The organism is Stappia stellulata DSM 5886 (genome assembly GCF_000423705.1).
GTDB lineage: Bacteria > Pseudomonadota > Alphaproteobacteria > Rhizobiales > Stappiaceae > Stappia > Stappia stellulata.
The window spans coordinates 80,604-93,050 of sequence record NZ_KE384082.1 but is presented as its reverse complement, the minus strand read 5'-3'; the positions used below and the strand labels follow the sequence as shown (position 1 = coordinate 93,050).

Below are 12,447 nucleotides of genomic sequence, written 5' to 3'. Positions count from 1 at the left end.
CCTTCGCGTGAACACTGGAAAAGTCCCCCGCGATGGGCTATTTGCGCGCCATGACACGAAACGCATCCATCGATCCGTCGGCACGGTCCGTCGACCTGACACCGCCCTGCGTCATCCTGTGCGAGCCGCAGCTGGGCGAGAACATCGGCACGGCCGCCCGCGCCATGGCGAACTTCGGGCTTGTCGATCTGCGGATCGTCAATCCGCGCGACGGCTGGCCGAGCGAGCGGGCCCGTGCGGCGGCCAGCCGCGCGGATCATGTGATTGACCGTGTGCAGGTGTTTTCCAGCGTCGAGGAGGCCATTGCCGACCTGAGCTTCGTCTATGCGACGACGGCGCGCTCGCGCGAGGTGCCAAAGCCCGTGCGCGGGCCCGACGAGGCGGCGGAGGCGGCCACGCAACTGGCAGCAAAGGGCGCAAGCGTCGGCTATCTGTTCGGGCGGGAACGCTGGGGCCTCAACAACGACGAGGTGGCGCTTGCCGACGAGATCGTCACGCTGCCCGTCGATCCGGATTTCGCATCGCTCAACATCGCGCAGGCCGTGCTCGTGTGTGCCTACGAGTGGCGGGTGAAGGCCAATCGCGGGGCGCTTCCCTTCCGCCTGGACGAGGTGACGAACCCGCCCGCGCGCAAGGAAGACCTGGTCCGGCTGTTCGAGCATCTGGAAAGCGCGCTCGACGGGGTCACCTTTTTCCGGCCGCCGGAAAAACGCCCCTCCATGGTGCGTAACCTGCGCAACATCCTGCAAAAGGCGACGCTGACGGATCAGGAGGTCAAGACGCTTCGCGGCGTGATCGCGGCGCTCGAGCGACGGCCGACGCGTCCGCGCGAGGGGCCGCGCGAGGAGCCGCGCGGGGACAAAAGCGACGGCCCGGCCGCCGACAGCGAACAATGAGCGCGCCCGCGCCGCTCGCCTCACCGGTTCTCGTCTTCGACAGCGGGGCCGGCGGCATGAGCGTCGCGCGCCGGATCCGTCATCTGCTGCCGCAGCTTCCCCTGTGTTACGTCGCAGACGATGCCGGCTTTCCCTATGGCGACTGGCCCGAAGAGGCGCTGACCGCCCATTGCGTGGCGCTTCTGACGCGTCTTGTCGACGAGCTGCGGCCCTGCGCTGTCGTCATCGCCTGCAATACCGCGTCCACCCTGGTGCTGGCGCCCTTGCGCGCGCGGCTTTCCATTCCGGTGGTGGGCACCGTGCCGGCCATCAAGCCGGCGGCAGAGCTCTCGTGCAGCGGGCTGGTCACGGTGCTGGCGACCCCGGCGACCGTCGTTCGCGACTATACGTTCGATCTGATTCGCCGTTTCGCACCCGACACCGCGATCACGCTTGTCGGTGCGCGCGGGCTTGCCCGGCTGGCGGAGGGGGCAATCGCCGGAAAGGAGATCGATGCGCAGGTTCTGGCGCAGGAAATCGCGCCATGCTTCGTGACGAAGAATGGCGCGCGCACCGATGTCGTGGTGCTGGCCTGTACGCATTATCCGCTGCTTTTGCCGCAGCTGCGCCTGGTCGCGCCGTGGGACGTCGACTGGCTCGATCCGGCGCCGGCGATTGCGCGGCGCCTCGCCGTCGTGCTTGGGGATTCGGTGAGCGGGCCGGCGCCCGGGGCCGAAGCACAGCGCCCGCCCGACCGGGTGATTGCGACATCGGGGGCGGATCTCGGACCGCTGTTGCGGCTTCTCGCGGTCGCAAGCTGAACCTCGCGCCGGCAAACGGCGGTTTTGCGCGGTTCGTGCGGCGGGTTCCGTTTGACAAGCGGGCGGGGGTCGGCTAGGGATCCTGCGACTTGGCGGGTCCCTGTGGCCCGCCTTGTTTTTCACGCACCCGTGGATGCCCATGCCGGCGCTGTTTGGCTTGGGGTCCTGTCGCCTCGATTTCCCCGTGGGTTCATGGAGATGACGAGGAGAGGAGGGCGTGTTTCCTTGAAAAACAGACGAATGCGAAGGAACCGCGAATGTCGAAGCGCCACAGCGTAAAGCACAAACTCGATCGCCGCATGGGCGAGAACATCTGGGGTCGTCCCAAGTCTCCGGCAAACCGCCGTGAGTACGGCCCGGGTCAGCACGGTCAGCGCCGCAAGGGCAAGCTCTCGGACTTCGGTGTCCAGCTGCGTGCCAAGCAGAAGCTCAAGGGCTACTACGGAAACATTTCCGAAAAGCAGTTCCACAAGATTTACGTCGAGGCTTCCCGCCTCAAGGGCGACACCTCGGAAAACCTGATCGGTCTTCTGGAGCGCCGTCTCGACGCGGTCGTGTATCGCGCGAAGTTCGTGCCGACGGTCTTTGCCGCGCGCCAGTTCGTGAACCACGGCCACGTCAAGGTCAACGGCCGTCGCGTGAACATCACCAGCTACCGTTGCAAGCCGGGCGATGTGATCGAGGTTCGTGAAAAGTCCCGTCAGCTCGCGGCCGTGATCGAGGCGACGCAGCTCGCCGAGCGCGATGTGCCGGATTACGTCACCGCCGACCACAGCAAGATGACGGCGACCTTCACACGGGTCCCGACGCTTGCCGACGTGCCCTATCCGGTGCAGATGGAACCGAACCTCATCGTCGAGTTCTACTCGCGCTGATTTTCGGACTTCAAGTCCGCCAGGCTTTGGAAGGGGGCGCGCCGCAAGGCGCGCCCTTTTTCGTTTCGCCCCTTGTTTTTCCCGCACCCCGAGACAAGGCTTTTCATATTCGCCCGATCGAATATGATGCCGGAAAAGGGGAGGAAACAACATGTCCATTTCGAGACGAGGTGTTCTGGCCGGGGGGCTTGGCGCTCCCTTCGTGGCGCGCGGTCTGGCGACGACCGGAGCAGGCGCGGGGCTGCTTGCCGCACGCGCGCCTGCTCGTGCTGCCGAGGCGGCCCACAGCCTGACCCTGGGCGACAGCGAAATCACGATCCTGACCGACGGCGGTCTGACGCTTCCCGCCTCGACGCTTGCCTCCAATGTCAGCGACGCGGAGCGGGCGGCGTTTCTCACCGCGAACGGTCATGACGGCGAGGTCCGTGCCAGCGCGCTCAACATCGCGCTGGTGCGCAAGGGCGATGCGCTGGTGCTGATCGACACCGGAGCCGGGCTGAATTTCTTTCAGGACGCCGGGCTTCTGGCCGACAGTTTCGACGCGGCCGGTCTCGACCGCGACAGTGTCACCCATGTCGTGCTGACCCACGGCCATCCCGATCACGTCTGGGGCGTGATTGACGATTTCGACGAGAGCGAGCGCTTTCCCAATGCCAGCTACCTGATGGGATCGGCGGAGTGGGATTTCTGGATGAACCCGGATTTCCTCGCCGACAACCCGGAAGAGCTGCATTCCTTCGCGCTCGGCGCGCAGCGCAACCTCGGCGCGGTCGCGGAAAAGCTCGAGCGGGTCGGCGCCGATCATGCGGTTGTCTCCGGCATCACGATGATCGAGACGCCGGGGCATACGCCCGGGCACATGTCCGTCCTGATCGAGGATGGGGGCCAGCAGCTGTTGGTGACCGGCGATGCGCTGACCCACCCGTCGGTCTCCTTCGAGAAGCCCGACTGGCAGCCGACCACCGACCAGATCCCCGAGCTTGCCGTGAAGACGCGCCGCACGCTGCTTGATCGCGCGGCAACGGACGGCCTTCTGCTCGTCGGCTACCACCTTCCGTGGCCCGGCGTCGGGCGTGCCGAGGCAAAGGACGGCGCCTGGCGCTACGTCGCGGAGGGCTGACTGTCCACGTCCGCTCAGCGGTCGGGCGGGGGCGGGACATCCGATGTGTCCGGGGTGCCGATCGTCAGCGTCTGCGTGTCGATCGTCGCCGCGCCCCGTCCGTCGGATGTGATCACGGCCGAGCCGATGGAGGCGGAGGAGGAGCAGCCCCCGGCAAGGAGCGCCAGGGCGAGGGCCGTCAGGGATGTGACGCGTAAGGGTGCGGGCAAGGGGTCGCCTTTCCGGGCCGTGCGATGTTCGCGGGAGTGTTCGGGCGCAGCCTGAGGGATCGCGCCCGTTCGTGCAATGGTCGTCGACGATGTTGCCATCGCGGCCAAATCTCGGCATTGTCCGCCCCCGATACATCCAATCCCCGGCAGATGACACCATGAGCGATTCCACGCAGCCTGTTGACGCGACCGAGGCGACGGCCTGTCCGCCCCTGTTTCGCGACGCGCCGGCCTCCGTGGCCTTCAAGAAGCTCAGGAAGCGCCTGTTGCGCGAGGTGCGCGACACCATTTCGCGCAACGCCATGGTGGAAGCCTCCGGCAAGCGCCCGCGCTGGCTTGTCTGCCTGTCGGGCGGCAAGGACAGCTACACGCTGCTGGCCGTGCTGCTCGATCTCAAATGGCGGGGCATGCTGCCGGTCGATCTTCTGGCCTGCAATCTCGATCAGGGCCAGCCGGGCTTTCCCGCGCATATCCTGCCGGAGTTTCTGGAACAGCACGACATTGCCCACAGGATCGTTCGCCAGGACACCTATTCCATCGTCGTGGACAAGGTGCCGGAGGGAAAGACCTATTGCTCGCTCTGCTCGCGGCTCAGGCGCGGGCATCTCTACCGCATCGCCCGCGAGGAGGGTTGCTCGGCCATCGTGCTCGGCCACCACCGCGAGGATGCGCTGGAAACCTTCTTCATGAACCTCTTTTTCGGCGGACGGCTGTCCTCCATGCCGGCGAAGCTTCTCAACGACGATGGCGACCTGCTGGTGCTGCGGCCGCTGATCTCCTCCTCGGAAGACGACATTGCCCGCTATGCGAAGGCGATGGAATTTCCGATCATCCCCTGCGATCTGTGCGGCAGCCAGGACGGCCTGCAGCGGGCGCAGGTGAAGGCGATGATGGCGGAGTGGGAACGCGCGACGCCGGGTCGTCTGTCCGTGATGGCGCGAGCGCTCGCCAATGTGCGGGCGTCTCACCTCCACGACCCCGCGCTGTTCGACTTCGCCGGCCTGATGGCGTCGTCGCATGCAGGTGCCGACGCGCGTGAGGACAGCGAACCCTGCGGGGCCGCCCTTGCCATGACCGGGCGGTTGTTCGCCGCCGAATAACCCCCGCATCCAGATCCATCGTTCAAGCCGGGAAGGGTGCGCCTTTCCCGGCTTTGTCTTTCCCGTGCCGCATCCGGCGGCCCTGCTTTTTCGGACCCTGACAATGACCACACACGTGCCCTGCGGCATCGACTTCGGTACATCCAACTCCACCGCCGCGATTCTCGCGCCCGACGGTGCGGCGAGGCTCCTCGCCCTGGAGGGCGAAAGCGCGGTGCTGCCGAGCACGCTGTTCTTTTCGTTCGAGGATCCGGATATCCGTTTCGGTCGCGCTGCGGTCAATGCCTATGTCGAGGGCGTGGAGGGGCGGCTGATGCGCTCGCTCAAGAGCGTGCTCGGATCCAGGACGATGGCGGAAAAGACGACAATCAAGACACGTCGCTGGACGTTTTCCGAGATCATCGGGCTGTATCTGAAGCAGGTGAAGATGCGCGCGGAAACCGCCGCCGGCCGCGCCTTCGATGCGGTCGTGCTCGGGCGCCCCGTGCATTTCGTCGACGGCAATGAGGACGCCGACGCCCGAGCGCAGGGCGAGCTTGAGGCCATTGCCCGCGATGCGGGGTTTTCCGAGATCGCCTTTCAGTTCGAGCCGATTGCGGCTGCGCTCGATCACGAGCGGTCGGTGCAGCGCGAGGAGCTTGCCGTGATCGTCGATCTCGGCGGTGGCACCTCGGATTTCGCCATCGTGCGGGTGTCGCCGGAGCGCCGGCAGGCGCAGGACCGGCGTGCCGATATTCTCGCCAGCACCGGCATTCACATCGGCGGAACCGATTTCGACCGCCTGCTCAGCCTGCGGACCGTGATGCCGGAGCTCGGCTACCGCACGCTTGCGCGCGACGGGCGGCGCGATCTGCCGAACTGGGCCTATTTCGAACTGGCCACATGGCACCGCATCAACTTTCTCTATGCGCCGCAGATCGACACAAAGCTCAAGGCGCTCCGCCAGGACGCCGCCCGTCCCGACCTCGTCGACCGGCTGATGGCGGTGGTCGACGAACGCCAGGGCCATGCGCTCGCCGGAGAGGTCGAGGGCGCGAAGATCGCGCTGTCGTCGCGGGAGCTTCACCACCTGCGGTTCCCGCTGTCGGATCTGGATCTCGATCTGGAGGTGGCGCGCGCGGAGCTTATCGCGGCAATCGAACAGTCGGTCGAGGGAATTGCCGGGGCGCTTTCAGACTGTCTGGATCAGGCCGGCGTGGGGGCGGAGGCGATTTCCTCCGTGTTCGTCACCGGCGGCTCGGCCTCGATCCCCTTCGTGCGTGCGCGTCTGACCGGCCTGTTTCCGCAGGCGGCCGTTGTGCAGGGCGATGTGTTTGGAAGCGTGGGAACGGGACTTGCGCTCGATGCCGCACGTAAATACGGGCCGATGTAGGCCGGAGATACGGAAACGGCCCGGCGTGCTGGGCCGGGCCGTGGATACGGGCAGGGCAGGAGGGCGACGTCTCGCGGGGAAGCAGGCGTCGCACCGGGAAAGTCAGGATCGGCCGGTCAGGACAGGCTGCTTACGAGCCCTTGCCGGGGATCAGGCCGAGGGAGGCGCCCGCCGGCTGATTGCGAACGAGGATGACCAGGGCGGAATTGGCGGCATGAGCGCCCTCGGCGGCCAGCCCGCCATGGGCGCGGCAGGTGTCCGCGTCGCTTACCCCGTTGGCAGGGGCGAAGACCATCAGCTCGACACAGGCGATGCGGCGCAGGTTGCTGTCGCTTTCCTGAGCGAATGTCGCGAGGCCGAAACCCAAACTGAGCGCGAGGCCGAGGCCTGCAAGTTTCGCGATACGCATGGTCTGATCCTTCCGGTGCCGATAAGCCCTAAGACGACCGAGACATGACACGGTCCAAGTGATCAAGACCTGAAGCGCGCATTCATCTGACGTTCAGCTTAGGGTGATTCGGCAAAATTTGCCTAGTCTATAAATCTTGACAAAAAAAGGCGGATCAACTTGGATCCGCCTTTTATTAACCATTTATTAACTTTTGAATTACGCGGACTGACGCGTCGAGATGCCCTTGTCGGTCATGTGGCTCTGGAGTTCCTGGCTCTGGAACATCTCGCGAATGATGTCGCAGCCGCCGACGAACTCGCCCTTCACATAGAGCTGGGGGATGGTCGGCCAGTCGGAAAACTCCTTGATGCCCTGGCGCAGGTCATCGTCGTCCAGCACGTTGATGCCCTTGTAGGGGGCGCCGATGTAGTCGAGGATCTGGACGACCTGGCCGGAAAACCCGCACTGCGGGAAGGCCGGGGTGCCCTTCATGAAGAGAACGACGTCATTGGTGTCGACCTCGTTCTTGATCCATTCTTTGATGCTCATACTGCGTCCTTTCGTTCTGCCGGGGTCAAGGTCCAGCGACCGGGGTCGGCTTCGTGATGATTTCAGTCCGGGGCGCTCGTTTGCAGTGCCAGCGCGTGAAGTTCGCCGCCCATGTTGCCCTTCAGCGCCTGATAGACCATCTGGTGCTGTTGCACCCGTGTCTTGCCGCGAAAGGCGTCGGCCACAACAACAGCCGCATAGTGGTCGCCGTCGCCGGCGAGGTCGCGAATTTCCACCTTCGCGTCCGGCAGGGCTTCCTTGATCAGGGCCTCGATCTCGCGCGCCTGCATTGCCATATGTTCGTCCTTTCTAGTGGCCACCTGCCGATTGCGCGGACGGGCGGCCTGGAATTCACACCGCGCGACGCGGTTATGCGCCGGCCATGTAGTTCGGGAACCAATTTTCGTGGCTCTCGTCAAGCTTTGCAACGGATATGGTGAGAATGTCCTCCACCGTCAAACTCTCGCCGCCGACTTTACCGATCTCCGCGACCTCTAGGCCTGCGTCGAGCGCATCCTCCAGAACGCCTGCGACCCTGTCGGGGGCGATGGTCAGCACATAGCGGCCCTGGTCCTCCCCGAAGAGGGTCGCATGCGCCGGGGCGGGGACCTCGACCGTGCAGCCACGGGCGCCGGCGATCGCCATTTCCGCAAGCGCGACACCGAGGCCGCCGTCGGACAGGTCATGCACCGCCGTCACGCGTCCGGCGCGAATGAGGCTGCGCACGAAATCGCCACGCCGTTTCTCGGCCGCAAGATCGACCGGCGGCGGAGCGCCTTCTTCACGGCCCAGGATGTCGCGCTGATAGGTGCTTTGCCCCAGATGCGTGCCATGGCCGCCAATGAGGGCGATGATGTCGCCGTCATTGGCAAAGGCAAGGCTGGCGCGCGCATTGACGTCGTCGAGAAGGCCGACGCCGCCAATGGCGGGGGTCGGCAGAATCGCCTCGCCGCTGGTCTCGTTGTAGAGCGAGACATTGCCGGAGACGATGGGCATTTCCAGCGCCTCGCAGGCGGCGCCGATGCCCTTGATCGCCTCGACCAGCTGACCCATGATTTCGGGGCGTTCCGGGTTCCCGAAATTCAGATTGTCGGTGGAGGCCAGCGGTTCCGCGCCGACGGCCGTCAGGTTGCGCCAGCACTCCGCCACCGCCTGCTTGCCGCCCTCGAAGGGGTCGGCCCCGACGTAGCGCGGGGTCACGTCGACGGAGAAGGCGAGCGCCTTGCCGGCGTCACCGACGCGCACGATGCCTGCATCGCCGCCCGGCGAGGCGACGGTGTTGCCCTGGACCAGCGTGTCGTACTGCTCGTAGACCCAGCGCCGCGACCCGCCGTTGGCATTGCCGACAAGCGTCGAGAGCGCGGCCGCATAGTCGTCGGGTTCGGCGATGCGCGATGCGGGAAGCGTCTCCAGCTTCGGGCTCGGCGACCACGGACGGTCGTATTCCGGCGCCTCGTCGCCAAGCTCCTTGATCGGCAGGTCCGCGACGGTCTCGCCCTGGTGGTTGACGATGAAGCGCAATGTGTCCGTGGTCACGCCGACGATGGCAAAGTCGAGGCCCCACTTGCGGAAGATCTCCTTGGCCTCGGCCTCCTTGTCGGGGCGCAGCACCATGAGCATGCGCTCCTGGCTTTCCGAGAGCATCATCTCGTAGGCGCTCATGCGTTCCTCGCGCACCGGCACCTGGTCGAGTTCCAGCGTCACGCCAAGATTGCCCTTCGCGCCCATTTCGACGGCGGAGCAGGTGAGGCCGGCCGCGCCCATGTCCTGAATGGCGACGACGGCGCCGGTCTTCATCAGCTCAAGGCAGGCTTCCAGCAGGCATTTCTCGGTGAAGGGATCGCCCACCTGAACGGTCGGGCGCTTTTCCTCGATGGTCTCGTCGAACTCGGCCGAGGCCATCGTGGCGCCGCCGACGCCGTCGCGGCCGGTCTTGGCGCCGAGGTAAACGACCGGAAGACCCACGCCCTCCGCCTTGGACAGGAAGATGCCGTCGGTGCGCAGAAGTCCGGCGGCAAAGGCGTTGACCAGGCAGTTGCCGTTGTAGCGGGCATGGAACTCGACCTCGCCGCCAACCGTTGGAACACCGAAGGAGTTGCCGTAGCCGCCCACGCCTGCAACGACACCGGAGACGAGATGGCGGGTGCGCGAATGGTCCGGCGCGCCGAAGCGCAGCGCGTTCATCGCCGCGATGGGGCGCGCGCCCATGGTGAAAACATCCCGCAGGATGCCGCCGACGCCGGTCGCCGCGCCCTGATAGGGTTCGATGTAGGAGGGGTGGTTGTGGCTTTCCATCTTGAAGACGACGGCCTCGCCGTCGCCGATGTCGACCACGCCCGCGTTCTCGCCCGGGCCGAGAATGACCCTCGGTCCCGTCGTCGGCAGCGTCTTCAGCCATTTCTTCGACGACTTGTAGGAACAATGCTCGTTCCACATCGCCGAGAAGATGCCGAGTTCGGTGAAGGTCGGCGTCCGGCCGATCAGCGCGAGAATGCGCTCGTATTCGTCGGGCTTGAGGCCGTGCGCCTCGATGAGTTCCGGGGTGATGGCGATGTCGTTGGGAATCATGAGCGGTGCGGACCTTGGAAGCGGAAGATTGCGCCCCTTTAGCAAACCGTGACCGCAAAGGGAATTGTAGACATTCGCGCGACCGCCCACCATGGTCGCGACAGACGCGCGCAGGAGGCAGAACGCTTGGCGACGAAACGACGGCTGTTTTTGATTTTGAACGGAAAATCCGCTCCGAGGGAAGATGTGAGACTGGCGGTCGCGCGCGTGCGCGATGCCGGACACGAGGTGCTCGTCCGGGTCACATACGAGCCGCAGGACGTTGCGCGTTTCGTCGGGGAGGCGCTTTGCGCGCAGCCGCGTCCCGACGTGATCGTGGCCGGTGGCGGCGACGGCACGCTCAACCAGGTCGTTGCCGCCTTGCTTGCGGCCGACGCGGGGCCGGATGACGTTGCGGTCGGCGTGCTGCCGCTGGGCACGGCGAACGACTTCGCCGCCGGACTGGCGCTTCCGGCGGAGGATCCCGCGGCTGCCCTGGCGATTTGCGCCGAGGGCGAAATCCGCACGATCGATGCCGCGCGTGTCAACGAGAGGGTTTTCATCAACCTTGCCACCGGGGGCACGGTCACCCAGATCACGCGTGAAGCCGATCCGCGTGCCAAGCGCCTGCTTGGCGGAGCCGCCTATCTGGTTGCCGGCGCCAGCCATATCGGTCGCCTCTCCCCGTCGAAAGCGCGGTTTTCCGCCGACGGTTTTTCCTGGGAGGGAGACTTCCTGGCAATGGCGATCGGAAACGGGCGACTGGCGGGAGGCGGCGTTGCGCTGTGTCCCGAGGCACGGCTCGACGACGGGCTGCTCGACCTGTCACTGTTTCCCCAGCCCGATGCAGACCATGTTCTCGGACTGCTGTCGCGGATGTTGAGCGAGACGGAAGCGCCGCTGGAAAGCTACGCCGAGACCGCGCGGTTTTCCTCCCTGACGGTGGAAAGCGATGCGCAACTGTCGCTGAACCTCGACGGGGAGCCGATGTCGGCGGACAGGCTCAAGGTCGAGGTGCTTCCCGGCGCAATCCGTTTCGTGACGGGAGCCGCGCCGGAGGGGCTGCTGACCTGACGGCGCTTCAGCCGAATGCGCCGGAAACAGGATGTCAGAGCGCGCCAGTGTGTTCGCGCCCCGCCTCGAGGGGGATGTTCGTCCGTCCGGGCTTGCGGCTCAGCGGACCCGGTCGATCGCGGAGGGGCGTTCGAGCGCGTAGACCACCTCGGCGACCTCGTCCATCCGCGCGGAGATTGCCGCACGGGCGTCATTCAGGCCCCGATTGTAGAAAGCCGATCCGATTTCGCGCGACAGCTGGGAAAAGAGTGTTTCCGCCGAAAGCCCGCCGATCTCGATCTCGACTTCCTCGCTGATCAAATCGCGCAGCCGGGCGACGAGAACGGCGGTTTCCGCAGTGTCGAAGAGGGGCTTGCTCATCGACGGCGCGCTCAGGCCGCGACTGTGCCAAGCGCGCTTTCGAAGAAGGCGCGCCCGTCGATGCCGCCCTGCAGCGGATCCACGAGGTTTTCCGGATGCGGCATCATGCCAAGCACGTTGCCACGCTTGTTGGTGATGCCGGCGATGTCGTTGATCGAGCCGTTCGGATTGGTGCCGCGTGCATAGCGGAAGGCCACGCGGTCCTCGTCCTCGAGCGCCTGGATTGTGTCGGTATCGGCAAAATAATTGCCGTCGTGATGGGCGACCGGGCAGCGCCACACGGCGCCCCTGGCCATGCCGTCGGTGAACCGGTTGGCGGTGGAGGCGGTCTCCAGCATCACCTCGCGGCAGACGAAGGTGAGGCCGGCGTTGCGCATCAAGGCGCCGGGCAGAAGGCCCGTCTCGGTCAGCATCTGGAAGCCGTTGCACACGCCGAGCACCAGCCGGCCCTTTTCGGCGAAGTCGCGCACCGCATCCATGATCGGCGCGCGGGCGGCGATCGCGCCGGAGCGCAGGTAGTCGCCATAGGAAAAGCCGCCCGGCAGCACGACGAGATCGACATCGGGCAGCGTGGTGTCCGCGTGCCAGACGGAGACCGGCGCAATGCCGCTCGTCAGCTCCAGCGCGTACATCATGTCGCGCTCGCGATTCGATCCGGGGAAGGTGATGACGGCGGATTTCATGGGCATGTGTCCCTTGGAGCTCAGACCAGAAAGAGCGCGGCAAGCAATGCAAGGCCGGCGGGAAGTACGATGAATATGGCGGCCTTGATCAACAGGAAGCGGATCGCCTTGGCACTGTCGTCGTTCATGTCAGCCGCTCTTCAGCTCCGCCGGTCCCGACCTGTCAGAGGATCTCGATGGCGTAGTTCTCGATCACCGTGTTGGCGAGGAGCTTCTCGCACATCTCGGCGAGCTCCGCCTTCGCGGTGTCCGCATTCGCGGTGGCCAGCTCGACGTCGAACACCTTGCCCTGACGCACGCTGTCGACGCCGGCGAAGCCGAGCGCGGCCAGACCGCCCTCGATCGCCTTGCCCTGCGGGTCGAGAACTCCGGATTTCAGGGTGACGGTCACGCGTGCTTTCATCGGGGGTCTCCGCAATCGCTGCCCGCGCCGGAGCGTGCCGGCGCGCCTGTCTTCGGGCCGCGTCACGA

The 12,447-nt window shown here is 65.7% G+C and carries 16 protein-coding genes; 7 read left to right on the top strand and 9 right to left on the bottom strand.

Annotation, left to right across the window (positions count from 1 at the left end):
• Nucleotides 1–50: 50 nt before the first annotated feature.
• From G572_RS0112770 to G572_RS0112755, 4 genes are all read left to right on the top strand, one after another.
• Entirely contained in the window at nt 51–896 is an 846-nt protein-coding gene (locus G572_RS0112770) for an RNA methyltransferase (protein WP_029058820.1), read from the top strand.
• Entirely contained in the window at nt 893–1,696 is an 804-nt protein-coding gene (murI, locus tag G572_RS0112765; RefSeq protein WP_029058819.1) for a glutamate racemase, read from the top strand. Before G572_RS0112770 ends, murI begins: the two co-directional genes overlap by 4 nt.
• 257 nt (nt 1,697–1,953) lie before the next feature.
• Nucleotides 1,954–2,571, top strand: coding sequence for a 30S ribosomal protein S4 (gene rpsD / locus G572_RS0112760; protein WP_029058818.1), 618 nt, complete (start codon nt 1,954–1,956; stop codon nt 2,569–2,571).
• A 151-nt stretch (nt 2,572–2,722) separates the two neighbouring features.
• Nucleotides 2,723–3,691 carry an MBL fold metallo-hydrolase gene (locus G572_RS0112755; protein ID WP_029058817.1) on the top strand — a complete coding sequence of 323 codons (969 nt, stop codon included), beginning with the start codon at nt 2,723–2,725 and terminating at the stop codon, nt 3,689–3,691.
• A gap of 14 nt (nt 3,692–3,705) precedes the next feature.
• Here G572_RS0112755 and G572_RS23695 read toward each other — a convergent pair whose 3' ends face one another.
• Complete coding sequence (locus G572_RS23695; protein WP_029058816.1) at nt 3,706–3,900, bottom strand: hypothetical protein; 195 nt, start codon at nt 3,898–3,900, stop codon at nt 3,706–3,708.
• Nucleotides 3,901–4,058: 158 nt separating this feature from the next.
• Between G572_RS23695 and ttcA the strand changes: the two genes are divergently transcribed.
• Both ttcA and G572_RS0112740 read left to right on the top strand, forming a co-directional pair.
• Nucleotides 4,059–5,000 carry a tRNA 2-thiocytidine(32) synthetase TtcA gene (gene ttcA / locus G572_RS0112745; protein ID WP_029058815.1) on the top strand — a complete coding sequence of 314 codons (942 nt, stop codon included), beginning with the start codon at nt 4,059–4,061 and terminating at the stop codon, nt 4,998–5,000.
• 103 nt (nt 5,001–5,103) lie between these two features.
• The gene (locus G572_RS0112740) at nt 5,104–6,372 is read left to right on the top strand and encodes an Hsp70 family protein (protein ID WP_037547037.1); all 1,269 of its coding nucleotides are present in this window, start codon (nt 5,104–5,106) and stop codon (nt 6,370–6,372) included.
• Nucleotides 6,373–6,502: 130 nt separating this feature from the next.
• Here G572_RS0112740 and G572_RS0112735 read toward each other — a convergent pair whose 3' ends face one another.
• The 4 genes from G572_RS0112735 to purL all read right to left on the bottom strand — a co-directional run bounded on the left by G572_RS0112735 (nt 6,503) and on the right by purL (nt 9,880).
• Nucleotides 6,503–6,781: a hypothetical protein gene (locus G572_RS0112735; RefSeq protein ID WP_029058813.1), complete on the bottom strand. Its 279-nt coding sequence runs from the start codon at nt 6,779–6,781 to the stop codon at nt 6,503–6,505.
• Between the two features lie 198 nt (nt 6,782–6,979).
• Nucleotides 6,980–7,312: a Grx4 family monothiol glutaredoxin gene (gene grxD / locus G572_RS0112730; RefSeq protein WP_029058812.1), complete on the bottom strand. Its 333-nt coding sequence runs from the start codon at nt 7,310–7,312 to the stop codon at nt 6,980–6,982.
• A gap of 62 nt (nt 7,313–7,374) precedes the next feature.
• Complete coding sequence (locus G572_RS0112725) at nt 7,375–7,608, bottom strand: BolA family protein (protein WP_029058811.1); 234 nt, start codon at nt 7,606–7,608, stop codon at nt 7,375–7,377.
• A 73-nt stretch (nt 7,609–7,681) separates the two neighbouring features.
• Nucleotides 7,682–9,880 (bottom strand): phosphoribosylformylglycinamidine synthase subunit PurL, encoded by a 2,199-nt coding sequence (purL, locus tag G572_RS0112720; protein ID WP_029058810.1) that lies wholly within the window; start codon nt 9,878–9,880, stop codon nt 7,682–7,684.
• Nucleotides 9,881–9,928: 48 nt separating this feature from the next.
• Between purL and yegS the strand changes: the two genes are divergently transcribed.
• On the top strand, nt 9,929–10,933 hold the full coding sequence (yegS, locus tag G572_RS0112715; RefSeq protein ID WP_281168766.1) for a lipid kinase YegS: 1,005 nt from the start codon (nt 9,929–9,931) through the stop codon (nt 10,931–10,933).
• Nucleotides 10,934–11,032: 99 nt separating this feature from the next.
• On the opposite strand, the gene G572_RS0112710 is transcribed toward yegS, so the two are convergent.
• From G572_RS0112710 to purS, 4 genes are read right to left on the bottom strand one after another with little or no spacing between them, the layout of a single operon-like run.
• A complete protein-coding gene (locus G572_RS0112710) occupies nt 11,033–11,293 on the bottom strand; it encodes a DUF2164 domain-containing protein (protein ID WP_029058808.1) in 261 nt (86 codons plus the stop codon).
• Nucleotides 11,294–11,304: 11 nt separating this feature from the next.
• Complete coding sequence (gene purQ / locus G572_RS0112705; RefSeq protein ID WP_029058807.1) at nt 11,305–11,976, bottom strand: phosphoribosylformylglycinamidine synthase subunit PurQ; 672 nt, start codon at nt 11,974–11,976, stop codon at nt 11,305–11,307.
• A gap of 20 nt (nt 11,977–11,996) precedes the next feature.
• Entirely contained in the window at nt 11,997–12,104 is a 108-nt protein-coding gene (locus G572_RS26675) for a phosphoribosylformylglycinamidine synthase-associated small membrane protein (protein WP_245566214.1), read from the bottom strand.
• 35 nt (nt 12,105–12,139) lie between these two features.
• Nucleotides 12,140–12,379: a phosphoribosylformylglycinamidine synthase subunit PurS gene (purS, locus tag G572_RS0112695; RefSeq protein ID WP_029058806.1), complete on the bottom strand. Its 240-nt coding sequence runs from the start codon at nt 12,377–12,379 to the stop codon at nt 12,140–12,142.
• Nucleotides 12,380–12,447: the final 68 nt, after the last annotated feature.